This is a genomic window from Pseudomonas sp. LBUM1662 (assembly GCF_059695915.1).
In genome coordinates, this window is the sequence record NZ_CP166793.1 from 4,791,992 (window position 1) to 4,815,366 (window position 23,375).

At 58.7% G+C, this 23,375-nt stretch carries 22 protein-coding genes; 13 read left to right on the top strand and 9 right to left on the bottom strand.

Annotated features, from left to right (window positions below):
* Nucleotides 1-77: 77 nt before the first annotated feature.
* Both mobA and ACA049_RS21600 read left to right on the top strand, forming a co-directional pair.
* A complete protein-coding gene (mobA, locus tag ACA049_RS21595; protein ID WP_497329708.1) occupies nucleotides 78-680 on the top strand; it encodes a molybdenum cofactor guanylyltransferase MobA in 603 nt (200 codons plus the stop codon).
* Between the two features lie 76 nt (nucleotides 681-756).
* On the top strand, nucleotides 757-978 hold the full coding sequence (locus ACA049_RS21600; protein WP_109633577.1) for a YgdI/YgdR family lipoprotein: 222 nt from the start codon (nucleotides 757-759) through the stop codon (nucleotides 976-978).
* 69 nt (nucleotides 979-1,047) lie between these two features.
* Here the strand turns inward: ACA049_RS21600 and ACA049_RS21605 are convergent, their stop codons facing one another.
* The 3 genes from ACA049_RS21605 to ACA049_RS21615 all read right to left on the bottom strand — a co-directional run bounded on the left by ACA049_RS21605 (nucleotide 1,048) and on the right by ACA049_RS21615 (nucleotide 2,731).
* Complete coding sequence (locus tag ACA049_RS21605) at nucleotides 1,048-1,938, bottom strand: pseudouridine synthase (protein ID WP_497329710.1); 891 nt, start codon at nucleotides 1,936-1,938, stop codon at nucleotides 1,048-1,050.
* Nucleotides 1,939-2,009: 71 nt separating this feature from the next.
* Entirely contained in the window at nucleotides 2,010-2,327 is a 318-nt protein-coding gene (locus ACA049_RS21610; protein ID WP_109633580.1) for a transcriptional regulator, read from the bottom strand.
* 167 nt (nucleotides 2,328-2,494) lie between these two features.
* Entirely contained in the window at nucleotides 2,495-2,731 is a 237-nt protein-coding gene (locus ACA049_RS21615) for a glutaredoxin family protein (protein WP_497329712.1), read from the bottom strand.
* Nucleotides 2,732-2,939: 208 nt separating this feature from the next.
* Here ACA049_RS21615 and ACA049_RS21620 point away from each other — a divergent pair, with 208 nt between their 5' ends.
* Nucleotides 2,940-4,652 (top strand): cation:proton antiporter, encoded by a 1,713-nt coding sequence (locus tag ACA049_RS21620; protein WP_497329714.1) that lies wholly within the window; start codon nucleotides 2,940-2,942, stop codon nucleotides 4,650-4,652.
* A gap of 1 nt (nucleotide 4,653) precedes the next feature.
* Here ACA049_RS21620 and ACA049_RS21625 read toward each other — a convergent pair whose 3' ends face one another.
* A complete protein-coding gene (locus tag ACA049_RS21625) occupies nucleotides 4,654-5,862 on the bottom strand; it encodes an ammonium transporter (protein WP_497329716.1) in 1,209 nt (402 codons plus the stop codon).
* A gap of 303 nt (nucleotides 5,863-6,165) precedes the next feature.
* Between ACA049_RS21625 and ACA049_RS21630 the strand changes: the two genes are divergently transcribed.
* The 9 genes from ACA049_RS21630 to ACA049_RS21670 all read left to right on the top strand — a co-directional run bounded on the left by ACA049_RS21630 (nucleotide 6,166) and on the right by ACA049_RS21670 (nucleotide 17,998).
* Entirely contained in the window at nucleotides 6,166-6,480 is a 315-nt protein-coding gene (locus tag ACA049_RS21630; RefSeq protein WP_109633587.1) for an ElaB/YgaM/YqjD family protein, read from the top strand.
* Nucleotide 6,481: 1 nt separating this feature from the next.
* Entirely contained in the window at nucleotides 6,482-6,871 is a 390-nt protein-coding gene (locus ACA049_RS21635; protein WP_042932237.1) for a phage holin family protein, read from the top strand.
* Nucleotides 6,868-7,209, top strand: coding sequence for a hypothetical protein (locus tag ACA049_RS21640; RefSeq protein WP_497329718.1), 342 nt, complete (start codon nucleotides 6,868-6,870; stop codon nucleotides 7,207-7,209). The genes ACA049_RS21635 and ACA049_RS21640 overlap by 4 nt, the downstream gene beginning before the upstream one ends.
* Nucleotides 7,210-7,335: 126 nt before the next feature.
* On the top strand, nucleotides 7,336-8,499 hold the full coding sequence (locus ACA049_RS21645; RefSeq protein ID WP_497329720.1) for an EAL domain-containing protein: 1,164 nt from the start codon (nucleotides 7,336-7,338) through the stop codon (nucleotides 8,497-8,499).
* Between the two features lie 67 nt (nucleotides 8,500-8,566).
* On the top strand, nucleotides 8,567-9,898 hold the full coding sequence (locus ACA049_RS21650) for a deoxyguanosinetriphosphate triphosphohydrolase (RefSeq protein WP_497329722.1): 1,332 nt from the start codon (nucleotides 8,567-8,569) through the stop codon (nucleotides 9,896-9,898).
* A 171-nt stretch (nucleotides 9,899-10,069) separates the two neighbouring features.
* Nucleotides 10,070-10,462: a response regulator gene (locus ACA049_RS21655; RefSeq protein WP_497336932.1), complete on the top strand. Its 393-nt coding sequence runs from the start codon at nucleotides 10,070-10,072 to the stop codon at nucleotides 10,460-10,462.
* 256 nt (nucleotides 10,463-10,718) lie between these two features.
* Nucleotides 10,719-11,345, top strand: a complete 627-nt coding sequence (locus ACA049_RS21660) for a response regulator (RefSeq protein ID WP_497329724.1) — start codon at nucleotides 10,719-10,721, stop codon at nucleotides 11,343-11,345.
* Nucleotides 11,346-11,355: 10 nt separating this feature from the next.
* Entirely contained in the window at nucleotides 11,356-15,000 is a 3,645-nt protein-coding gene (locus tag ACA049_RS21665; protein WP_497329726.1) for a transporter substrate-binding domain-containing protein, read from the top strand.
* Nucleotides 15,001-15,049: 49 nt separating this feature from the next.
* Nucleotides 15,050-17,998, top strand: coding sequence for an HD domain-containing phosphohydrolase (locus ACA049_RS21670; protein WP_497329728.1), 2,949 nt, complete (start codon nucleotides 15,050-15,052; stop codon nucleotides 17,996-17,998).
* Here ACA049_RS21670 and ACA049_RS21675 read toward each other — a convergent pair whose 3' ends face one another.
* Nucleotides 17,999-18,481 (bottom strand): GAF domain-containing protein, encoded by a 483-nt coding sequence (locus ACA049_RS21675; RefSeq protein WP_094468350.1) that lies wholly within the window; start codon nucleotides 18,479-18,481, stop codon nucleotides 17,999-18,001.
* Nucleotides 18,478-19,368 (bottom strand): ATP-binding protein, encoded by an 891-nt coding sequence (locus tag ACA049_RS21680; protein ID WP_497329730.1) that lies wholly within the window; start codon nucleotides 19,366-19,368, stop codon nucleotides 18,478-18,480. Before ACA049_RS21680 ends, ACA049_RS21675 begins: the two co-directional genes overlap by 4 nt.
* A 168-nt stretch (nucleotides 19,369-19,536) precedes the next feature.
* Between ACA049_RS21680 and ACA049_RS21685 the strand changes: the two genes are divergently transcribed.
* Nucleotides 19,537-21,858, top strand: coding sequence for a hybrid sensor histidine kinase/response regulator (locus ACA049_RS21685; protein WP_497329732.1), 2,322 nt, complete (start codon nucleotides 19,537-19,539; stop codon nucleotides 21,856-21,858).
* On the opposite strand, the gene ACA049_RS21690 is transcribed toward ACA049_RS21685, so the two are convergent.
* From ACA049_RS21690 to msrB, 3 genes are all read right to left on the bottom strand, one after another.
* Nucleotides 21,842-22,303 (bottom strand): MarR family winged helix-turn-helix transcriptional regulator, encoded by a 462-nt coding sequence (locus tag ACA049_RS21690; protein WP_497329734.1) that lies wholly within the window; start codon nucleotides 22,301-22,303, stop codon nucleotides 21,842-21,844. The genes ACA049_RS21685 and ACA049_RS21690 overlap by 17 nt on opposite strands.
* Nucleotides 22,300-22,785 carry a glutathione peroxidase gene (locus ACA049_RS21695; RefSeq protein ID WP_497329736.1) on the bottom strand — a complete coding sequence of 162 codons (486 nt, stop codon included), beginning with the start codon at nucleotides 22,783-22,785 and terminating at the stop codon, nucleotides 22,300-22,302. The genes ACA049_RS21690 and ACA049_RS21695 overlap by 4 nt, the downstream gene beginning before the upstream one ends.
* 187 nt (nucleotides 22,786-22,972) lie before the next feature.
* A complete protein-coding gene (gene msrB / locus ACA049_RS21700; protein ID WP_497329738.1) occupies nucleotides 22,973-23,368 on the bottom strand; it encodes a peptide-methionine (R)-S-oxide reductase MsrB in 396 nt (131 codons plus the stop codon).
* Nucleotides 23,369-23,375: the final 7 nt, after the last annotated feature.

Below are 23,375 nucleotides of genomic sequence, written 5' to 3' on the forward strand. Positions count from 1 at the left end.
TCGTCCAGTTGTAGGATAAACAGCCCGGTGTTATATCACAGCGCCTCGTTTTTTCGCCGCCCCCATGGAGACTTGCCATGACCTTGAATACACAATTGCCGCCCTGCTCCATTCTGCTCCTGGCAGGTGGCCGCGGCCAACGCATGGGCGGTCAGGACAAGGGTTTGCTGGAGTGGCATGGCGAGCCGCTGATCGCGCACCTGCATCGCAAGACCCGCGAGCTGAGCGATGACCTGATCATCTCCTGCAACAGGAACCTGGAAAAATACGCGCCTTACGCCGATCAACTGGTCCATGACGATGAAGGCGACTTCCCGGGACCCTTGGCCGGTATTCGCGCAGGCCTCAAGGCCGCCCGCCACCCCTATCTGCTGGTGTTGCCGTGCGACGTGCCGCGCATCGATGCAGCCCTGCTCCACAGCATGCGCGAAACTGCCCGCCAGCATCCGGACAAACCGTTGATGCTGCGCCATGACGAGCATTGGGAACCGCTGCTGTGCATCATCCCCGTAGCACTCTTGGCGGATTTCGAACAGGCATGGCACGACGGCGAGCGCAGCCCGGGTCGACTCATGCGCAAACTGGGCGCAACCGCCCTGCAATGCCCCGACAACGACCCTCGGCTGGCCAACCTCAACACGCCAGAGCTGTTAAGCACACACCACACTGTGTCAGACTGACACGAGAAGGAACTTGCGCGCGTTGTATACGTCTCAAGCACAGTAACCAAAAGAATTCATATTCGGAGACACACTCATGACTCAACGGACCCTCGCCACTTTCATGCTCGCACTGGGCCTCGCGACCCTCGCCGGTTGCGCATCGCCTACAGTGATCACCTTGAATGACGGTCGCGAAATCCAGGCCGTCGACGCGCCAAAATACGATGACGAATCGGGTTTCTACGAGTTCGAACAGCTGGACGGCAAGCAAACCCGCATCAACAAGGATCAGGTTCGTACCGTTAAAGAGTTGTAATCTTTACGGCACTACCGGATACAGAAAAGCCCGCTTATAGCGGGCTTTTTCGTGTCTGAGGCACAGTGATCACCATTGCAGGGTGATGGTGCTCTCGAATTCACGTTGCTGGCCTGTGACGGGATCGACAAACCGCAAACCCTGAGCCAGCAGCTTCAAGGGATTGGCATAGTCGTCTTCGACATCCTTGAGCACCTGCGGGTAGAACGGGTCGTTGCAGATACTGGCGCCCAAAGCGGTCATGTGCACCCGCAACTGATGTTTTTTGCCGGTCACCGGATAAAGTCCATAACGCCAGAGATCGCCGTTTTTCTCACGAACCTCGATGGCCGTCTCGGTGTTGCTGACGCCTGGACCTTCCTGCATGCGAAAGAACGGCTCGCCATCGACCAGCCGACTTTTATGAACCAGTGGGAAGGTGAGTTCAGGCAATGCGCGGGCGATTGCTTCGTAGCGTTTTTCGATTTGGCGTGTAGGAAATAATGACTGGTAAGCCGAGCGACTCTCAGGGTTCGCGGAAAACAGCACCAGTCCCGCGGTATGCCGGTCGATGCGGTGTAATGGCACCAGATGCGGGTTATCCAGTCGACGGATCAACCGTCTTAACAACGTCTGCTCCACGTATTCGCCAGCAGGCGTCACGGGCAGGAAATGCGGCTTGTCTGCCACCACCAGGTGGTCGTCTGCGTACAGGATCGACTCGACCACCGGGATCGGTTTCTCGTCCGGCACCTCACGAAAGTAATGAATCCGCAGGCCTTCCTTGTAACGCAGGTCCATGGCAATCGGTTGACCTTGCCCGTCAAGCACGCGACCGCGAGCAATTCTGTCCAGCCATTGCTCACGACCGATCGCGCTGAAGTGTTCGCACAGGCAATCGAGTACGGTCTGCCACGAACCCGGCGGCAAGTAGAGCGTGCTGGCCTGATTGTGTGCAGCAGAAAAAGATGAAGTGGACATTCGAAAGCTCTGACCCTCAGTACAGGGCAGCATTATCCAACAGTGGCCGGAACGAACCTAGAAGAGAATCCTCAAGCCGGTATCTGCGCGCGCGCCGCCGCCTCGGTGAACTCCTTGAGCCAGCGCAACACATCGACCGCTTCCCAGCGACCCGGATCATAAAGCGCATACAGCAAGCCCTGATAGCCCACGACATCCAGCTGCCGGTGATAACCCGCGCGCTGGAACAACGCTTCGATTTCGGCAAAACAGGTATTGAAATGCAGTTTGTTGAAAGGGGTTTTCCCTTCCAGGACCAGACCATCCAGACGCAATTCGAGGACCGCCTCGCGCACAACATCGACCGACATCCGGTTCACGCTGTTTTTCAATTGTTCGACATTGACCACGATGTATCCCTCTTACGCCCGGAACTGCCTGCTCAAACCTGAAAACCAGAAGAAAACGGCAACATTACGAATAACTGTATGCGCATACAGTATCCGAAGAGCATTGGTTAAGCCAAGGGGATAAATCGCAAAGATCGACAGACGGGACATCGCTACCGAAAAACTGATTAACGCAGGAACGCTACCACCTGGTCGGCACTGAAGGGCCAGCCCAGCTCAGCGCCGGTATCACGCCGCCGTAGCACCGGAATACGCAAACTGTAAGCTTCAAACCACATTTCATCGTCAGCGATATCCACCAGTTCCACCAGCAGACCACGTTCGACAAACTCCATCAGCATGGCTTCGGCCACTTCACAGAGATGGCACCCCAGGGTGCCGAACAGCTGACATTCAGGAAGCATGAGCGCTCAACCTAAAAAATTTAAGAACCTATTCTAGGCCTGCCCCGAAAAGCCGTCGAGCCGTTGAATTTTCTGCCCTGGAACACAATTCGCGGTAGCGGCGGCAAAACCCTGATGCATATCAGTCGCTTCAGACGCCATTTACGCGATGCTCGGTTTATTTTTACCTCTACGCTTGAGTAGCCAGCCCCCATCTCCGGAGTTATTCGTGTTCGCCAACCTCTTGATCATCCTTGCCTCCTCCCTGGTGGTGATTGCACTGTTCCAGCGCCTGCGTTTACCACCGGTGCTGGGCTATCTGTGCGTAGGGCTGATGATCGGGCCGACCGCGTTCAACTGGGTGAATGAAAGCGAAGAGTTGCCAGACCTTGCCGAGCTGGGCGTGGTGTTCCTGCTGTTCTCCCTTGGGCTGGAGTTTTCCCTCTCGAAAATGATTGCATTGCGTCAGGTGGTGTTCGGTCTTGGCAGTCTGCAAGTCCTGGGTACCGGGATAGTGCTGGGCGGCTTGTTGATGTTGCTCGGCATGGCGACAACGCCTGCGTTGTTACTCGGTGCCGGTCTTTCACTGTCTTCCACAGCCATTGTCAGCAAAGAGCTGAGCAGCCTCGGCGAGATTTTCAGCAGCCACGGCCAGAATGCCATCGCCGTGCTGCTGTTCCAGGATGTGGTGGCGGTGCTGCTGCTGACCTTGGTGCCGGTGTTCGCCGGTAATAGCGATCAAGCCTGGTATTGGGCATTGCCGTTGACGCTGGGCAAGACCCTGGTGCTGTTCGGCGGCCTGCTGCTGGCCAGTCGCTGGTTGCTGCCCCGTCTGTTTCATGAGGTGGCCGCCGCCCGCTCCCCGGAGCTGTTCGTGCTGCTGGCGTTGGTCATTGTTTTGCTGACAGCGTGGCTGACTCACCTGCTCGGCCTCTCCCCTGCCCTGGGTGCATTTCTCGCCGGCATGCTGCTGGGGGAAAGCCACTATCGGCATCAGATCGAGGCGGACATTCGCCCGTTCCGCGACATCCTGCTCGGGCTGTTTTTCGTCAGCATCGGCATGCTGATCGACTTGCAGCTGTTTGCCAGCCACGGCCTGATGATCCTCGGCCTGACGCTTGGGCTACTGCTGATCAAGGGCACCGTGGTCGCGCTGCTGGTCAAATGGCGCGGCAGCGATGGCGAAACCGCGTGGCGCAGCGGCCTGGCATTGGCTCAAGGTGGCGAGTTCTGCTTTGCGCTGATGGCGCTGATGCAACAAAACAAGCTGATGCCCGCGGACTTTGGAGGTCTTTTGCTGGCCGCGACATTCTGCTCGATGCTGGTAACCCCTTTGCTGCTGCGCGCGGCGCCCCACCTTGCAACACGGCTACATCGCAACCCCAACGAAGAAGTCAAACTGGCAGAAATCAGCGCGCTCAACGCCGACTTGCACAACCACGTCGTGATCTGTGGGTACGGTCGCGTGGGTCAGTCCATCGGCCGCGCGCTACGCAACGCGTTGCAACCTTACCTGGCACTGGACACCGACCCGGTGCGGGTCCAGGAAGCCGCCGTGGGTGAAAGCTGTGTGCATTACGGTGACTCTCGGCGCGGTGAACTGCTGATGGCGGTAGGCCTGGCGCGCGCCAAGCTGTTGGTGATTGCCGTGGACCAGACCGACATCGCGCTCCTGATTCTCCAGGAGGCGCGCCGATTGAACTCAACCATTCCGATCCTGGTACGGACTCGGGACGACAGCCAACTGGCCGAGTTGAAAGCGGCCGGCGCCAGCGAAGTCGTGCCCGAACTGCTGGAGTCGAGCCTGATGCTCGCCTCCCACGCCCTGATCATGCTGGGTTTACCCGCGCATCAGGTACAGGAGCGGGCCGACCAGATACGACATGACCGCTATCGCCTGCTGCACGGTTTTTATCCCGGGAGCGACGATGAAGAAAAGTGAGTCAGTCCTGGCTTACGGCGCCGATCTTGTGCACCGACAAGTCCGCTCCGTAATACTCCTCTTCCTGGCTGAGGCGCAGACCGTGCAACGCCTTGATCGCGCCATACACCACAAAACCGCCGAGCAGCGCCACGATCACCCCCAACGAGGTGCCGATCAACTGGCTGATCAGGCTCACCCCACCCAAACCACCCAATGCGCTCTGACCGAATATGCCGCAGGCGATTCCACCCCAGACACCGCACAAGCCATGCAACGGCCAGACACCCAGCACATCGTCGATGCGCCATTTGACCTGAGCCGCGGTGAAGCACCAGACAAACAAGGTCCCGGCGATCACGCCGGTAATCAGGGCGCCCACCGGGTGCATCAGGTCGGAACCGGCGCAGATCGCCACCAACCCGGCCAGCGGGCCGTTATGCAGAAACCCCGGGTCGTTGCGCCCGACGATCAGCGCTGCCACGGTGCCGCCGACCATGGCCATCAGCGAGTTCACCGCGACCAATCCGCTGACGCCTTGCAGCGTTTGTGCGCTCATGACGTTGAAGCCGAACCAGCCGACGATCAGGATCCACGAACCCAATGCCAAAAAGGGAATGCTCGACGGAGCGAACGCCACCAGGCGCCCTTCGCGATAACGCCCCTGCCTTGGCCCGAGCAACAACACCGCCGCAAGCGCCAGCCATCCGCCCATGGCATGGACCACGACCGAGCCCGCGAAGTCATGGAAGCTGGCACCAAATTGTTCCAGCAACCAGGCTTGCAGCCCATAGTTGCCGTTCCAGATCATGCCTTCGAAGAAGGGATAAATGAACGCGACGATCAGCGCCGTCGCACACAACTGCGGGACGAACCTGGCCCGCTCGGCAATGCCTCCGGAAATGATCGCCGGAATCGCCGCAGCAAAAGTCAGCAGGAAGAAAAACTTCACCAGCCCGTAGCCATGATCGGCGTTGATCACCGCCGCCGGTTGCATGAAGGTGACCCCGTAGGAAATCCAATAGCCTATAAAGAAGTAGGCCAAGGCCGAAATGGCGAAGTCGCTGAGGATCTTCGACAAGGCGTTGACCTGGTTCTTTTGTCGAACCGTACCGACTTCGAGAAAGGCAAAACCGGCGTGCATGGCCAGGACCATGACCGCACCGATAAGGATGAACAACGTATTGGAGCTATGGACCAGACTATCCACAGCGCTTTGCAGATTTTCCATGGGGTGGCAGACCTGAAGGCTAAAAAGCACCAAAGCGGTTCGCGCAGGCCGTTTACGCACCAAGTTGCGGCTCGTCAGGATCAGGGCATTGATCCCGATGAACCGCTTTGGCGCACAAGGTCGAAACCCTGACGCGAGTTTTAATTGTTTGAATCAGGATTTTCCTGAAATCATGCCCGGCAACAGCGCAACGGCGCGGGCTGATGCACCATGACGTAGCAAAAGTTGTACCAGTCATTTGTACTGAACCTTCACACAAGGCTCATACTCGAACGCTTCAGAAGCCACTTACGGAGATCACTAATGGCCAGCATCAAAGCAAAGACTGCTCAAGAAATCCTGATGAACGATTTTCAGACATTGGTCAGCGACACCGAGCGGTTGCTGGAACACACCGCCACCCTGGCGGGCGATCAGGCTGATGAGCTGCGCAGCCAGATCCACGACAGTCTGCTGCGTGCCCGCGAAACCCTGAAACTGACCGAAGATTCCCTGCGCGAACGCGGCCAGGCCGCCGTTACCGCTGCCGAAGATTATGTTCAGACCAATCCATGGCAATCGGTCGGGATCGCGGCGGGCGTCGGCTTTCTGATTGGCCTGCTGGCCACTCGGCGCTGATATGTCTATCGGTGAATCCAGCTCGTCCGCGACGGGCACAAGCTCTTCATCGCGGCGCCTGGGTGCCGCTTTTCTTGGACTGTTGCACAGCCATGTCGAACTGTTCGGCATCGAGTTGCAGGAACAAAAAGCGCGCACCGTAAGCCTGTTGCTGTTTGCAGGCCTGGCGCTGGTCTTTGCGTTGTTGTTGCTGGTGGGGTTGTCGACACTGGTGCTGATCCTGTTTTGGGACACCTACCGTCTGCCAGCAATCATCGGGCTTTGCGTGTTCTACACCCTGGCTGCAGTTTTCTGTGCCATGCGCCTCAAAGCGGCGATTTTCGATGAGTCCTCGCCCTTCCACGGCACGCTGGAAGAATTGGCCAACGATAGGGAGCGTCTGCTGCCATGAGCCTGCCTGAACTGCCCCATAACAGCTCGCGCACCGAAATGCGCAAGGCACTGATTCGCCTGCGCATGGAAATGCATCGCCAGGAAATTCGTCACGAGTCCGCGCAACTGCTGCAACCCTTGCAGCGAGTCCGCGGGATGACGCAAAACCTGCACAATGGCTTTGGCATCAAGCACGCCCCGCTCTGGGGCATGGCGGCTGTGACGCTGCTCGGTTTTCTGACCGGTAAAGGCGCCAAGAGCGGCGGTACCAGCAGCCTGACTCGACTGGTTCGCCTGGGCACAACGCTCGGGCCCCTGATCAAACTGGTCATGCAGGGCACTTCGCGCAAAGACTGAATAGCCACTATCTGGCTGCATTCTTGCAACACCACCGGGATTAACCTCTTTATCGAGAGGTTCAATCCTGTGCGCCTACCCGGAATGCAGGTTAATCCAAAAACAAGACCTTACTAAGGAGGCCTCGTGATCGACGGGCAACCGCTCGCCTGCTTTCAGCCGTTTATCGATACCGCCACGGGCCGTATTGCGGGGGTGGAAGCGCTGGGTCGACTGCGTCAGGCCGACGGTCAACTGGCCTCTGTCGGGCCGCTGTTCGCCGACTCGCGAACGCCCGCCATCGCCCTTCGTCGTCTTGATCGCCAGATTCGCGACAACGCCCTGAGCCGTCTGCATGAAGCGCCTTCGGACTGGTTTCTGAGCCTGAACATATCGCCGCGCTGGATCAATCGCTTGCGCCCGAATCAGGCGCTGCCGAGCCTCAAGCAATTGCTCCGGCACCATGTCGATCCACAACGCATCGTTTTCGAGATCACCGAACTGGGGGGCGATATCCAGCGCCTGGCCGAAGTCGTGGCACGCTATCGACACGCCGGGGCACGGATCGCCATCGATGATTTCGGTGCCGGTTATTCGCAACTTGATCGCGTGCTGGCCCTGCAACCGGACATTCTCAAGCTCGATATGCGATTGTTCCAGGCCGCGGCGTTGGGCGGTCCCAGTAGCGACGTGGTGAAAGCCCTGGCGCAAATGGCCGAGAAAACCGGATGCTGGATCATTGCCGAAGGGGTGGAAACCGAAGCTCAACTGAATTTCGCCCTGGAGTGCGGTTCGCGTTATGTACAGGGGTTTCTGTTTGCCCGGGCGCAGGCGGATTTCTTTGCCACCGACGCTTTTATCGAACGTTTCGCGCAACTGCGCCAGCGCTATGTTCAGCAGAAACTGGCCGAACGCAGTCGACTGATGATCATGCGCCAGCAACTCTGCGAACTGATGACCATCCTGCAAGCCTGGGCCCTGGCGCGTGCGCCACTGAGCGCGTTGCCACAACTGCAGGCGTTTCCCTGGCTGTTGCGCTTCTATCAATGCGATCGGCACGGCACCCAGTTGACGCCCAATCTGGAATGGCGCAACAACGGCTGGGAAGCCGATAACCGCTACCTGGGTCATAACTGGTCGTGGCGGCCCTACTTCTATCACTTGTTGGCAGAGGGCTGGGACGAGCGACGCCTGACACTGTCCACGACCTACCGCGATGCCACCAGCAATCAGTACTGCCTCACCGCCGGGCAATTTTTCGACAACGGCGAGCGACTGTTGCTCATCGACATCGACGCTGCCGGGCTCTAGTTCCGCTTGCAGGCGCAGGCCTGAACCCGGAAGCTAGAGGCTCAGTCACCTGACGGAGAGTCCAGCCTTGGATTGGCAAACCCTGCTTACCCGCGAACGCCTCGGAAAGCCTCTGCACAGCCCGGAAGAACTCGGCCGCAGCCCTTTTCACAAAGACCACGACCGCATCATTTTCTCGGGTGCTTTTCGCCGCCTCGGGCGCAAGACTCAGGTTCATCCGGTATCCAGCAACGATCACATTCACACGCGCCTGACCCACTCGCTGGAAGTCAGCTGCGTGGGCCGTTCATTGGGCATGCGCGTCGGTGAAACCATTCGCGGCGCCCTGCCCGACTGGTGCGAACCGAGCGACCTGGGGATGGTGGTGCAATCGGCTTGCCTGGCCCACGACATCGGCAATCCACCCTTCGGGCATTCCGGTGAAGACGCGATCCGTCACTGGTTCCAGCAGGCTGCCGGTCGTGGCTGGCTGGACGCCATGAGCGAGGTCGAACGCAATGACTTCCTGAATTTCGAAGGCAATGCTCAAGGCTTCCGGGTACTCACCCAGCTTGAGTACCATCAATTCGACGGCGGCACCCGACTGACCTACGCCACGCTGGGCACCTATCTGAAGTATCCGTGGACGGCGAAGCACGCTGATTCATTGGGCTACAAGAAGCACAAGTTCGGTTGCTATCAGAGCGAACTCCCGCTGTTGGAGCAGATCGCCCTGAAACTCGGCCTGCCGCAACTGGAGGACCAGCGCTGGGCGCGTCACCCGCTGGTGTACCTGATGGAGGCCGCCGACGACATCTGTTACGCGCTGATCGACCTGGAAGATGGCCTGGAAATGGACCTGCTGGAATACGCCGAGGTCGAGTCTCTGTTACTCGACCTTGTAGGCGATGATCTTCCGGAAACCTATCGCCAGCTGGGCCCACTGGATTCGCGTCGGCGCAAACTGGCGATCCTGCGGGGCAAGGCCATCGAACACCTGACCAATGCCGCCGCCCGGGCCTTCGTCGAGCAGCAGGACTCGCTGCTGGCGGGCACACTGCCCGGCGATCTGGTGGAGCACATGCATGGTCCGGCCAAACGCTGCGTGTTGAATGCCAAAGACATGGCGCGCAAAAAGATTTTCCAGGACAAGCGCAAGACGCTGCACGAAATCGGCGCCTACACCACGCTCGAGATCCTGCTCAACGCGTTCTGTGGCGCCGCACTGGAACAACACAACGGGCGAACGCCGTCCTTCAAGAGCCGGCGCATCCTCGACCTGCTGGGCAACAATGCGCCCGATCCACACGGCCCCTTGCACACCTCGTTCCTGAGGATGATCGACTTCATCGCCGGGATGACTGACAGCTATGCCAGTCAAATGGCCCTGGAAATGACCGGTCGTTCAAGCCTCGGATGAAAACGCATCGATCAGCCTCACCGGCTGATCGATTTCTGCGCCTTTTTCGTTTCAATCACAGCGTCAACAGAATCGCCCTACACCTTGTGCAGAGCCGACTGATCGATTGAACCGTCTGATCGCGAAATAATCACGCTCCCTCTGCTCCACAGATGAAGCATGAAAAATCCTATGTCTGTAAACGATTGGCGCATCCTGCTGGTGGAAGACCATCCCTTTCAGCTCAGGGCAACCCAATACCTGCTTGAGAGTTACGGCTTCACGCAACTCACCGCCTCTGACAGTGCCGAAGCCGCCTTGAAGCAAATGCTCAATGCATCGCAACCCTTCGACATCCTTCTGTGCGACCAATGCCTGCCCGACCTTCCCGGCCTTGATTTGATCGAATTCGCCAGCGAGCGGGGAATGATCCGGCAAGCAATATTGCTAAGCAGTCTGACGCCCATTGAACTGGACGGTCTTGCAAGAATGGCCGGCGAACACGGGTTGCCCTTGTTGGGTTACTTGATAAAGCCCCTGAAACAATCAGACTTTAGAAAATTATTGACCTTGGCTTCATTATAGAAACACCGCAACAACCACACACTAACCTAATCATTTAAAACAGAAGTAAAAAACCATAAACCAACCTCTATGGCCCTCCAGACACACATACAACACTTTCTCAGGTCCTCATGCAAAACCTAGTTGATCCGTAGTCCGATTCTTCTTCCGCCGTAGGATTTGTCCTATATTGCCACTACAGCCCTGTCAGTTCATGCCCCTCTTAACTATCTGAGCTAAGGTGCGCGCTTTATCTGAGCGCGTATGGGATTTGATTATGAACTCCGTTTTTATTGTCGACGATCACCCCGTCATCCGTCTTGCCGTCCGAATGTTGCTTGAACATGAGGGTTACAAAGTCGCCGGCGAAACTGATAATGGGGTCGACGCCATGCAGATGGTTCGTGAATGCATGCCCGACCTGGTCATTCTCGACATCAGCATCCCCAAACTGGATGGGCTGGAAGTTCTCTCCCGCTTCAACGCAATGAGTACCCCCCTGAAAACACTGGTTTTGACTGCCCAGTGTCCGACACTTTTCGGTATTCGCTGCATGCAATCCGGCGCGTCAGGGTATGTCTGCAAACAGGAAGATCTTAGCGAGCTGGTAAGCGCAATCAAGGCAGTACTTTCAGGTTACAACTATTTCCCCAGCCAGGCCTTGAATCCTGTTCGCGCCGACGATGAGCGATACGCCGACCTGGAATTATTCAAGTCAGTCAACGACCGAGAGTTGATGGTATTGCAACTTTTCGCCCAAGGTCGCACTAACAAGGAAATTGCTAAAGGCATGTTCCTGAGCAACAAGACAGTCAGCACTTATAAAAAACGCCTTATGCAAAAACTCAAAGCCAAATCACTGGTTGAACTCATCGATATGGCAAAACGCAACGCGTTAGTGTGAGAGAGACAGGATGCCCAGTTGCATTAAGGATTATTTGATACTGCTGACCGCGGGTGCATGCCTGAACACTTCAGTGCACGCGGCACAGACGGCGAGCGAGCAGTACACCCTGCTCAGTCGTTCAACGACCGGACACATGGAAGTCCAACTGGATAAATCACAACAACAATGGCTCAACAACAAGCGTGAACTGATACTGGGCACCTCGGCCCCCGACTATCCGCCTTTCGACCTGACCCTCAGCGGCCGCGACTACGAAGGCTTCACCGCTGATTATGCGGGCATCCTTGGCAAGGCCACCGGATTGCCGGTGAAGGTTCAGCGCTACGCTTCCCGGGGAGACGCGATCGAAGCACTGGAATCAGGCGAAGTGGACATGCTCGGCAGCGCCAATGGTTTTGAAGCGCGCAACGCCGACATCGTGCTGTCCACCCCCTATGCCGTGGACCAGCCGGTCCTGGTGACACGAGAAGGCGAAACCAGATCCCTGAGCGATGGCCTCGCCGGCCTGCGGCTGAGCATGGTGTATCACTATCTACCGCTGGACGAAGTCAGAGCCCTGTACCCGAAAGCGATCATCACCTCCTTTCCTTCCTACCAGAACGCAATCAATGCGGTGGCGTTCGACCAGGCCGATGTTTTTCTTGGCGATACCATTTCCACCCATTACATGATCAACAAGGGCTACCTGAACAACATTCGCATGGCCAACTTCGGCAAACACGAGGCCCACGGCTTCAGCTTTGCCGTGCATAAGGACAACCCGGATCTGCTCGGTATCATCAACGCCATCCTCAAGGCGACCCCTGGCAGCGAGCGCGAAAACATCGCCAAACGCTGGAGTGCGGGCAGTGACATTCTTCTCACCGATCAGAAACTGCAACTCACCGACCGTGAAGAACGCTGGCTGGCGCTTCATCCGGTGGTACGCGTCGTGGTCAACGAAGCGTTGGCGCCGCTGACGTTTTTCGACAGCGACGGCAACTTTCGCGGTGTCTCCGCCGACTTGCTCGAGCTGATCAGATTGCGCACCGGTTTGCGTTTCGAGATCCACCGCAGCCGCAACGATGACGAGATGATCGAGCAGGTCAACCGTAATCAGGCCGACCTGATCGCCGCGCTGCTCCCCAGTGCACAACGTGAAACGCTGCTGAACTTCAGCCGCCCTTATCTGGAAAACTCGGTTGTCCTGTTGACTCGCAAAGCGGCCGACAGCCCGTCAAACCTGACGCAGCTGACGGACAAGCGTTTGGCCATCGCCCAAGGCAATCCCATGGCGGACTATCTGCGCCGCGAGTTCCCGCTCATCCATCTGATCGAAACGCCGGACACTTTCAGTGCCGTGGAATTGCTTGCCGAGGGTCAAGCCGAAGGTGCCGTGGGCTCACTGGTGATTGCCAACTATTTCATCTCATCGCGAATTTTCGAACACTCCCTGCAAATCAGCACCACCATCGGCACCCGGCAAGCCGCGTTCTCTCTGGCGACCGGGCGCGATGCCAAAGAGCTGGGTTCGATCCTCGACAAGGCTCTGCTGAGCATCGCGCCGGAAGAACTGGGCATCATCAACAGCCGCTGGCGAGGCTACTCATCGGCCTCGCAAAGTACCTGGCGCAACTTTCACCGGGTGTTCTATCAGATTGTTCTCGGTATCGGTTTGCTGCTGTTGATTTCCGTGACCTGGAACGCCTACATGCGTCGCCAGATCAATCAGCGGCTGGCCGCCGAGCTCGCCTTGAACGACCAACTCGAATTCATGCGATCGCTGGTCAACGGAACGCCTCATCCCATCTACGTGCGTGACCGCCAGGGTTTGTTGCAAAGCTGCAATGACAGTTACCTGGAGGCCTTCAGCGCCAGACGCGAAGACGTAATTGGTAAAAACGTCGTGCAGGGCAGCATGAGCAACTCATTTGAGGCTCAGGAATATCAGGCGGACTACCAGCGCGTCGTGGCCGAAGGTACGCCGTTGATTCTCGACCGGCCATTGCATATCGGTGGCCGCATGCTGACGATTTATCACTGGATACTGCCCTACCGGGATTCCAGCGGTGAAGTGCAAGGCATCATTGGGGGCTGGATCGACATCAGCGAGCGGCGACAGCTGTTCGATGACCTGCGTGCCGCGAAAGAGCGGGCGGATGAAGCCAACCGAGCGAAAAGCACCTTTCTGGCGACCATGAGCCATGAAATCCGTACTCCGATGAACGCCATCATCGGCATGCTCGAACTGACCCTCAAGCGTATCGATCACCGCCACCCGGATCGCCCCGCCATTGACGTGGCCTACCACTCGGCGAAAGACCTGCTGAACCTGATCGGCGACATTCTTGATATTGCGCGTATTGAATCCGGTCGCCTGAGCCTGAGCCCGGAACGCGTCAACCTGAGAGAAACCGTGGCCTCGGTGGTGCGGATCTTCGACGGACTGGCGCGTCAGAAAAATCTTCGCCTGCGGCTGGACTTCAATCCTGCAGAACCGCCCACCGATGTCCTCCTGGACCCGATGCGCTTCAAGCAGGTGCTGTCCAACCTCGTCAGCAACGCCATCAAGTTCACCGAACAGGGTCAGGTCAGAATTGTGGTCGAACTGCATCCGACCGACGAACCCGAGCGGGTCCTGTTGCAGTTGCAGGTTCAGGACAGCGGTGTCGGGATCAGTGAGCAGGATCAACGTCGCTTGTTTGAGCCTTTCGCCCAGGCCGAACATTCCGGGCAGTCCGCCAGAGGCGGTGCGGGGCTGGGCCTGGTGATCAGCCGCAATCTGTGCGAGATGATGGGCGGCAGTCTGCAATTGAGCAGCCAGGCCGGTGTCGGCACTCAGGTCCAGGTCTCGCTGAACCTTGCAACGCTGCTACCCGAGCGGGTGACGAAGAATGTTGAACCGCCCCTGCCCGCAACCGCGCTTGCGCTGAACGTCCTGGTGGTGGACGACCACCCCGCCAATCGCCTGCTGATGTGCCAGCAACTGGAATTCCTGGGGCATCGCTTCAGTGCCGCAGCGGATGGCCAAGCGGGATTGAAGGCCTGGAAGGACGGGTTTTTCGATTTGGTGATCGTCGATTGCAACATGCCGATCATGGATGGCTACGAACTGGCTCGCTCCATTCGCCAACATGAACAGCAAACGCAGCGCCAGCCTTGTACCGTGCTGGGGTTCACCGCCAACGCACAGCCCGAAGAAATTCAACGCTGCAAACAAGCCGGAATGGACGATTGCCTGTTTAAACCCCTCAGCCTGACAGCCCTGAGCCAATGGGTTGCAGGCATTGCGCCGACGGTCTGCGCCCCGGCCTTCAGCCTTGAAGGGCTGCATCTGTTGACGGGCGGCAACCCGACGCTGGACCAGCGTTTGTTGTCCGAACTACTGAACAGCAACCGTCTGGACCGTCAGGAGTTGCTGGCGTTATCCCCCTCACAGGACCCACAGTCATTCATCGACGTGGCCCACAAAATCAAGGGTGCTGCGCGAATCGTCCAGGCAGGCCGATTGATCGACAGCTGCGAAGCGCTGGAAAACGCCTGCCATGAAGTGTTCCACCCTGACGAAGTCGTCAAACGCACCAAAGCCATGGAACGCGCGATGCTCGAACTGGAGCAGGCGTTGGAGCAACAGATTGGTCACAACGACAGAAGCAGAATGATGGAGCCTTAACTATGCTTGGACGCTGAGCAGTGTGTTAAACATCATGGAGAGACCCGCAATGCCCAACCCACTGCGCCCGGATCAACGCCGGTTCCCCCTGCACATCCATATCAGTGTGATGTTTACCTTCCTGTTACTGCTGACCGGTGTGGTGCTGGGCATTTTCAATTACGGACAGACCACGCAGATCATTCTGTCCAGCAGTGAAAAGCTCTTCAACCGCATCGAGCAGGATGTCCGCCTGGACCTGCAAGGCACGTATGAACCGATTCGCCATCTGCTGAGCCTGCTGGCGGACTACCCGGCGACCCGGGCACCGGACCTGGAGCAACGCCTGGCGTTGCTCCAGCCCTTTAGCCAGTCCCTCAATGACAACCCCAACCTGGCATCGTTATACCTGGGGTACGGCAACGGCGACTTTTTCATGGTTCGCCCCCTGCGGACCGCTGCCCTGAGAACCGGATTGAAAGCCCCGGAGGCAGCGGCGTTTCAAGTCTGGAGCATCGAACACGACGGCAGCAGTGGTCAGATCCGCTCTCAATCACTGTTTTTTGATCAGTCCCTGGCACTCATCAGCCGCCAGGACAATCCTGACGAAACCTACGATCCGCGTACCCGCGCCTGGTTCACCAGCGCGCGGGTTGACGTGGACCAGATCACCACCGAACCCTACGTTTTCTTCTCCACTCACAACGTCGGCACCACCCTGGCCCGGCGCAGTGGTGAAAACGCGGTGATGGGTGCCGACCTGACGCTGGCCGAACTGTCGGCGACCCTGGCCAAGCATGTGGTGACGCCGCATACCGAAATCGTGCTGTTCGATGCCCAGGGCAATGCCATTGCCTACCCCGATAGCAGCAAACTGATCGTCGACGACCAGACCGCGCACTTGAACAAGGTTGCCGACCTGAGCCCCGGCCTCGCTGCCCTGCTCACCACCCCTCCCGCCGGCAATCGCCTGGACGCCGCCGGTCGGCAATGGATCGTGGCACGCAGCAGCATTTCGGAGGGCGGACCCCAGGGGCTGCAACTGGCGTTGCTGGTGCCAGAGGACGAATTGCTCGCCGATGCCTACCGCATGCGTTGGCAAGGTGCATTGATTACCCTGGCGACATTGTTGCTGTGCCTGCCCGTGGGATGGTTAACCTCCAGAGTCCTGGTCAAGCCGCTGCGCTCGCTGGTGCAAGAAGCCGATGCGGTGCGCAGTTTCGATTTCAACTTTCCGACCGGCCACAGTTCGCCGGTGCTTGAGATTGATCAATTGAGCGTGTCGATGGCGCGGATGAAAGACACCCTGGGCAGTTTTTTCCAGATCACCGATAGCTTGAGCGCCGAGACCCGCTTCGCGCCGTTGCTGCAACGGGTGTTGTTTGAAACCGTGAAGATCGGGCAAGCCCAGGCGGGTCTGATTTACCTGCGCGAACGAGACAGCGATCGCATGGAGCCCCAAGGCCTGGTCATCAATGGCGCGACACAGGCATTGCCCCCGTTCGGTGTTCAGGGGCACGAACTTCAGGATCCGCAGAGTCCGCAGTGGTTGCAGCAGTTGTCGAATGCCGACAATGTCGTCACCAACCTGGGTTTCGAACAGGCCGGGGATTTGCAGAAGGTGATGCTCGCGCTGGAATGCCCCCGAGTGCACCTGATCGGCATACGGCTGCACAATCGTCACAACGAAACCGTGGGCCTGCTGACCCTGTTATTGGCCGACAGCGGTACACAACGCGACCTGGAAAAACTGCGCCCGGACCGTATCGCGTTTCTCCAGGCTGTTTCCGGCGCGGCCGCCGTGTGCATTGAGAGCCAGCGTCTGCAAGCCAAACAGAAACAACTGCTGGACGCCTTCATTCAGCTGTTGGCCGGCGCGATCGATGCCAAGAGCCCTTACACCGGCGGTCACTGCCAGCGAGTACCGGAGCTGACCCTGATGCTTGCCCACGCGGCGGCGGCCAGTCAGGCCCCGGCCTTCAGCGATTACCAACCCACCGAAGATGAGTGGGAAGCACTGCACATTGCGGCCTGGCTGCACGACTGCGGAAAGGTCACGACGCCTGAGTACGTGGTCGATAAAGCTACCAAGCTTGAGACCCTGAACGACCGCATCCACGAAATCCGCACCCGTTTCGAAGTCCTCAAACGCGATGCCTGGATCAACTATTGGCAGGCCATCGCCCTGGGCGGTGACGAGCAGCACCTGGCCGAGTTGCGCAATGCCAACCTGGCCGGGCTGGATGATGATTTCACCTTCGTCGCCCGCTGCAATCTGGGCGCAGAGGCCATGGCCGAGGCCGACCTGCAACGTCTGCGCAGCATCGCCCAGCGCACCTGGACCCGAACCCTGGATGATCGACTCGGCGTGTCCTGGGAAGAGAATCGCCGCCAGGCACGAACCCCGGCACCGACCTTGCCGGTCAGCGAGCCGCTGTTGGCAGACAAGCCCGAGCACTTGTTCGAACGCGCCGAAAGCGAGTTGATCCCGGAAGACAATCCCTGGGGTTTCAAGCTCGATGTGCCGCGCTACAAATACAACCGGGGTGAGCTTTACAACCTGTGCATCGCCCGAGGCACGTTGACCCGCGAGGAGCGTTACATCATCAATCATCACATGGTGCAGACGATCCTGATGCTCAGCCACCTGCCCTTCCCCGGCCACCTCAACAACGTCGCGGAAATCGCCGGCGGCCATCACGAGAAAATGGACGGCACTGGTTATCCCAAACAGTTGAAGCGCGAAGAAATGAGCCTGCCGGCGCGGATGATGGCGATTGCCGATATTTTCGAGGCGCTGACCGCCGCCGACCGCCCCTACAAGAAAGCTAAAACCTTGAGCGAAGCGCTGGGCATCATGGCCACCATGTGCCGTGACGCCCATATCGATCCGGAGTTGTTTGGCCTGTTCATCAACGCCGGAATCTATCTGGAGTACGCCGACCGATTCCTCGACCCTCGACAAATCGATGCAGTCGACCCGTCAAGCCTGCTGGTCAAGGCCGGCTTGACGGCGTGATCAGCAATCGGTCAGACGCAGGAAAATCGCCGCCAGTTGCTCGATACCGGCCTGATCGTCAGCGGTAAACCGCGCCAGGCTCGGGCTGTCGAGGTCCAGCACGCCGATCAGGCGACCGTCCTTGACCAGCGGCACGACCAGCTCGCTGTTCGATGCGCTGTCGCAAGCAATGTGCCCGGGGAACGCATGTACGTCTTCGACCAGTTGGGTCTGCAAGGTCGCCGCCGCCGTCCCGCACACACCGCGACCGAACGGAATGCGCACACAGGCGATCTGTCCCTGAAACGGGCCGAGCACCAGTTCTTCGTTGCGATTGAGGTAGAACCCGGCCCAGTTCAGGTCGTCGAGCTGGCTGTACAGGAACGCCGAAAATTGCGCGGCGTTGGCGATGAAGTCGCGCTCGTCCGCCAGCAACGACTCCAGCTGCGCCCATAACATGCCGTAACCGTCCAGGCCTTGGCCGCTCTTCTGTAAATCGATCATGCTTTGTGCTCCAACAGCTTCAGCCCCACCCAATAGCGGGCAAATTGATACGCGCAGCGTCCATTGCGATTGCCACGGCCGGTTGCCCAGCGCACGGCGAGGATGTCCAGTTCTTCGTCGCGCTGCCACTCAAGGCCGGATTTTTCGGCCAATTGACCGATCCAGTGCTCGACGACATCAAGGAAGTGCTCTTGAGTAAACGGATAGAACGACAGCCACAATCCAAAACGGTCCGACAGCGCGATCTTGTCTTCCACCGCCTCGCTGGGATGCAGTTCGCCATCGACCCGTTTCCAGTTTTCGTTATCGCTTTCCTTCTCCGGCACCAGGTGGCGACGGTTGGAGGTGGCGTACAGCAAAACGTTATCCGGCGCCTGTTCGAGAGAACCGTCGAGCACGCTCTTGAGCACGCGATAGTCGCCTTCGCCCGACTCAAACGACAGGTCATCGCAGAACAGCACGAACCGTTGAGGCAGCCTGGCGATCTGTTCGACCACCCGCGGCAGGTCCGCCAGGTGATCGCGCTCGATCTCGATCAGCCGCAGGCCGGCCTTGGCGTGTTCGGCCAGCAAGGCGCGCACCAGCGACGATTTGCCGGTGCCGCGCGAACCCCAGAGCAACGCGTGGTTGGCAGGCATACCGTCGAGGAACTGCTGGGTATTGCGCCCCAGCTGCTCCACTTGTCGGTCGACACCGATCAGGTCGGACAACCGTGTGTCGAGGCTGACGTGCAGCGGCAGCAGAAAACCGCTACGGCCCTCGCGTTGCCAGCGTGCAGCCAGGCATTGAGTCCAGTCGATGGCTTGCCGATGTGCAGGCAAGAGCGGTTCGATACGGGCCAGGACGGCATCGGCGCGTTCAAGAAAAGCATTCAATCGGGAATCCACGTCTTCTCCTCGGGCTCGTTCACAGTGATGATGGCATTACAGCGACGCGGCACAGCGTTCGGTATCCGGTTTATCCCTTGTTGCACAAGGGCTCGCGCGAACATCGGTATCCATGCATGATCGACTATGCTTGAGCAGCGAAGGGAAACGGAAGTGGTTCAACACCCCATGGATATCAAATTCACCCACCGGCTGTCGTACAAGCAAGCCAGGTTGACTGTGCTGGTCGGTTTTATTCTGGGCACGCTGCTCAGTCTGCTGCAAATCGGCATCGATTATGCCAGCGAAGACGCCTCCATCAACCGCGAAATCATGTCTTTGCTGGAAATCAGCCATAACCCCGCGTCCCGCATCGCCTATAACATCGACGCCGAACTCGCCAAGGAACTGACCATGGGCCTGTTGCGCTCACCAGCGATCGTCGGTGCGCAACTGATTGACAACAACGGAACCGTTTTGGCCAACGTCAAACGCCCGACCCAGCAAAACAGCTACCGGATGATCAGCGACTTCCTGTTCGGGGCCAACCGCCAGTTCGAAGACCGCCTCTACCTCGACCACTTGCCGGACGAATCCCTCGGCACCTTGCGCCTGGAAGTCGATACCTATGCCTTCGGCAGCCGCTTCCTGCGCCGGGCCGAGGTGACGCTGCTCAACGGCTTCGCGCGCAGCCTGATTCTGACCGGCATCCTGCTGGCGCTGTTCTACGTGATGCTGACGAAACCGCTGGTGCGGGTCATCCGCGAACTCAGCGGACGTGATCCGCGCAGTGTGGAACCGACGTGGCTGGAATACCCGAGCGGGCATGAAAACGATGAAATCGGTGTCCTGGTCAAAGTAGCCAACCAGCAGTTTGAAAACATCGCCACCGAAATCCAGCAGCGACGCAACGCTGAAAACCGCTTGACCGACTATCTCGGGCAACTGGAAAACATCGTCTCGGCCCGTACCGCAGAGCTCAAGGCGATCAATGCCAGGCTGAGTCAATCCAACCAGGAGCTGGAAGTCGCACGCAGTACCGCCCTCGATATGGCCGAGGCCCGCTCGGTGTTCCTCGCCAACATGAGCCATGAAATCCGCACGCCGCTCAACGGCCTGCTGGGCATGATCGCGCTCTCGCTGGACGGCCCGCTCAATGCCGAACAACAGCAACAGCTGTCCATCGCCCATGACTCGGGCAAAGTCCTGGTGGAACTGCTCAACGATATTCTCGACCTGTCGAAATTCGATGCCGGCCAGCTCGAACTCGAACACATTCCGTTCGACCTCGGGTCGCTGATCGAAGACACCGCCAACCTGCTCTCGCAGAACGCCGCGCCCAGCGTCGAGTTGACTTGCCTGATCGATCCGCACTTTCCGGCGTTGGTGCTGGGGGACCCGACCCGGGTCCGGCAGATCGTCAGCAACCTGTTGTCCAACGCCCTCAAGTTCACCCGTTTCGGTCGGGTCGATGTGCGTCTTTCAACGTTTGAAGATGGCGTCAGAATCGAAGTCTGCGACACCGGCATCGGGATTGCCCAGGATGCTCAGGTCAAAATCTTCCAGCCCTTTACGCAGGCCGGTGCCGGCATCACCCGGCAGTTTGGCGGCACCGGGTTGGGGCTGGCGCTGACTTATAACCTCTGCGAAGCCATGCAGGGGCGGCTGACCATCAGTTCGGAAGCGGGTTTCGGCAGCCAGTTCTGCGCCGACCTGCCGTTACCCTGCCATACCCGGGCCATGCCCCCACAGCCTTTACCGGGCAAGGTCATCGCGATCACTGCTGCCAACAGCGGCCTGGCGGAACTGTTGAAAAACCTGTTGCCCGGCTGGGGCCTCGACTATCAACAGCGCTCCATCGATGACTCGTTCATCGGCCTCGACCCGGACGTGCTGATTACCGACTGTCCCGAATGCCTGTTCGGCCTGCGCCCTACCCTCGACGCCCCGATCCTGCTGGTGACCGCCTATGGCAGCTTCATGCCCAGCGAGGAGGCGAGCGCCCTGGCGCCCCTGCAACAACAGGCACGCCCTTTGGCGCGTAATGCGCTTTACCAGACATTGCGCCGGGTCTTGCAGCCGGAAACCAACCTGATCAACGGTGCCCGGGTCGAAGCTCTCACGCCGCAACGGCGCGGACGTGTCCTGCTGGTCGAGGACAACCCGGTCAATCAATTGGTGGCCAAGGGCATGCTCGGCAAACTCGGTTGCGAGGTGATCGTCGCCGCTCACGGTGCCGAAGCCCTGGATCAGCTTGAGCACAGCGAATTCGATCTGGTACTGATGGACTGCAACATGCCGGTGATGGATGGCTATGAAGCGAGTCGGCAAATCCGTCGCAGCGGGCGCTGGCCACAGTTGCCCATCGTTGCCTTGACCGCCAACGCCATGTCCGAGGAACGCGAACGCTGTCGTGTGGCGGGCATGAGCGACTATCTGGCCAAACCCTTTCGCCGAGAAGAACTGGCCGCCCTGCTCGACCTGTGGATACCGACTACGACAGTCCCTTGATTTGCCCCAGCAGGTGATCGAGACCGTCGCGCAGATCATTCAGGCGATCCAGGTCCACGCCGCTGTCGCACAGCAATCGGGCCTTGAGCGGACCGACCTGATCACGCAAGGCCTTGCCGGTTGGCGAAAGACTCAGATGCACCTCTCGCTCATCACGCGCCGAACGCTGGCGCTGCACCAGTTGCAGCTGCTCAAGACGCTTGAGCAACGGCGTCAGGGTGCCGGAGTCCAGCGCCAGACGCTCGCCCAGTGCCTTGACCGTCGGCTGCTCCGGCGCCGCTTCCTGCCACTCCCACAACACCAGCATCGCCAGGTATTGCGGATAGGTCAGGCCAAGCTGATCGAGCATCGGCTTGTAGGCACGAATCACCGCTCGCGAGGCCGCGTACAGCTTGAAGCAGAGCTGGCTGTCGAGCTTCAGGGAATCGACTGACAAGGTGATCATTTGAGCAGGGCTTCGATCTCGCGGCTCAAGTCCTGCGGCTTGGTGGCCGGAGCGAAGCGCTTGACCAACTGGCCGTCCTTGCCGATCAGGAACTTGGTGAAGTTCCACTTGATGCCTTGGGAACCCAGCACGCCCGGTGCACGTTTTTTCAACTGCACGAACAGCGGATGGGCGCCGGCACCATTGACGTCAATCTTCTTGAACAGCGGAAAGCTGACACCGAAGTTCAACTCGCAGAACTCGGAAATTGCCCCTTCGTTACCCGGTTCCTGCTTGCCGAACTGATTGCAGGGGAAACCGAGTACCACAAGGCCCTGGTCCTTGTAGGTCTGCCACAACTCTTCGAGGCCTTTGTATTGCGGGGTGAAACCGCATTTGCTGGCGGTGTTGACCACCAGGATGGCTTTGCCGGCGTAATCGGCCAGGTTTTTTTGTTCACCTTTGATGGTGGTTACCGGGATGGTCAGCAGATTGTCGCTCATGGGTCGGGCTCGATAGGAAGGAACGAGCAACGAACATAGCGAGCAATTGAATTGTGTGCAATTTAAATTATTGAACGCCGAACATCTGTAGGAGCGAAGCTTGCTCGCGAAGGCGTCAGGTCGGTCAACATCTGTGTTGCATGTTAAGACGCCTTCGCGAGCAAGCTTCGCTCCTACAGGGCTCGCATTACTCGCGCGGAACGAGGTCCAGGCATACCGAGTTGATGCAATAGCGCAAGCCGGTCGGTGGCGGGCCATCCGGGAACACGTGCCCCAGGTGCGCGTCGCATTTGGCGCAGACCACTTCGGTGCGGATCATGCCGTGGCTGACGTCACGGATCTCGACCATCGCACTGTCGCCGATCGGCGCATAGAAGCTTGGCCAGCCGCAACCAGAGTCGAACTTTGTCTTGGAGTCGAACAGCGGCTCGCTGCAGCAGATGCAGTGGTAGACGCCGTCAGTCTTGGTGTCGTTGTATTTGCCGGAGAACGGCCGTTCGGTGCCCTTGAGACGGCAAACGTTGTACTGCTCTGGATCGAGCATCGCCTTCCATTCTTCCAGGGTTTTATCCAACTTTTCCATCGTCACA

Coding starts and splice junctions, on each gene's coding strand:
- ACA049_RS21625 (WP_497329716.1), bottom strand. CDS start 5,862: ATGGAAAATCTGCAAAGCGCTGTGGATAGTCTGGTCCATAGCTCCAAT.
- ACA049_RS21670 (WP_497329728.1), top strand. CDS start 15,050: ATGCCCAACCCACTGCGCCCGGATCAACGCCGGTTCCCCCTGCACATC.
- ACA049_RS21630 (WP_109633587.1), top strand. CDS start 6,166: ATGGCCAGCATCAAAGCAAAGACTGCTCAAGAAATCCTGATGAACGAT.
- mobA (WP_497329708.1), top strand. CDS start 78: ATGACCTTGAATACACAATTGCCGCCCTGCTCCATTCTGCTCCTGGCA.
- ACA049_RS21635 (WP_042932237.1), top strand. CDS start 6,482: ATGTCTATCGGTGAATCCAGCTCGTCCGCGACGGGCACAAGCTCTTCA.
- ACA049_RS21605 (WP_497329710.1), bottom strand. CDS start 1,938: ATGTCCACTTCATCTTTTTCTGCTGCACACAATCAGGCCAGCACGCTC.
- ACA049_RS21600 (WP_109633577.1), top strand. CDS start 757: ATGACTCAACGGACCCTCGCCACTTTCATGCTCGCACTGGGCCTCGCG.
- ACA049_RS21665 (WP_497329726.1), top strand. CDS start 11,356: ATGCCCAGTTGCATTAAGGATTATTTGATACTGCTGACCGCGGGTGCA.
- ACA049_RS21695 (WP_497329736.1), bottom strand. CDS start 22,785: ATGAGCGACAATCTGCTGACCATCCCGGTAACCACCATCAAAGGTGAA.
- ACA049_RS21660 (WP_497329724.1), top strand. CDS start 10,719: ATGAACTCCGTTTTTATTGTCGACGATCACCCCGTCATCCGTCTTGCC.
- ACA049_RS21640 (WP_497329718.1), top strand. CDS start 6,868: ATGAGCCTGCCTGAACTGCCCCATAACAGCTCGCGCACCGAAATGCGC.
- ACA049_RS21675 (WP_094468350.1), bottom strand. CDS start 18,481: ATGATCGATTTACAGAAGAGCGGCCAAGGCCTGGACGGTTACGGCATG.
- ACA049_RS21690 (WP_497329734.1), bottom strand. CDS start 22,303: ATGATCACCTTGTCAGTCGATTCCCTGAAGCTCGACAGCCAGCTCTGC.
- ACA049_RS21655 (WP_497336932.1), top strand. CDS start 10,070: ATGTCTGTAAACGATTGGCGCATCCTGCTGGTGGAAGACCATCCCTTT.
- msrB (WP_497329738.1), bottom strand. CDS start 23,368: ATGGAAAAGTTGGATAAAACCCTGGAAGAATGGAAGGCGATGCTCGAT.
- ACA049_RS21615 (WP_497329712.1), bottom strand. CDS start 2,731: ATGCTTCCTGAATGTCAGCTGTTCGGCACCCTGGGGTGCCATCTCTGT.
- ACA049_RS21685 (WP_497329732.1), top strand. CDS start 19,537: ATGGATATCAAATTCACCCACCGGCTGTCGTACAAGCAAGCCAGGTTG.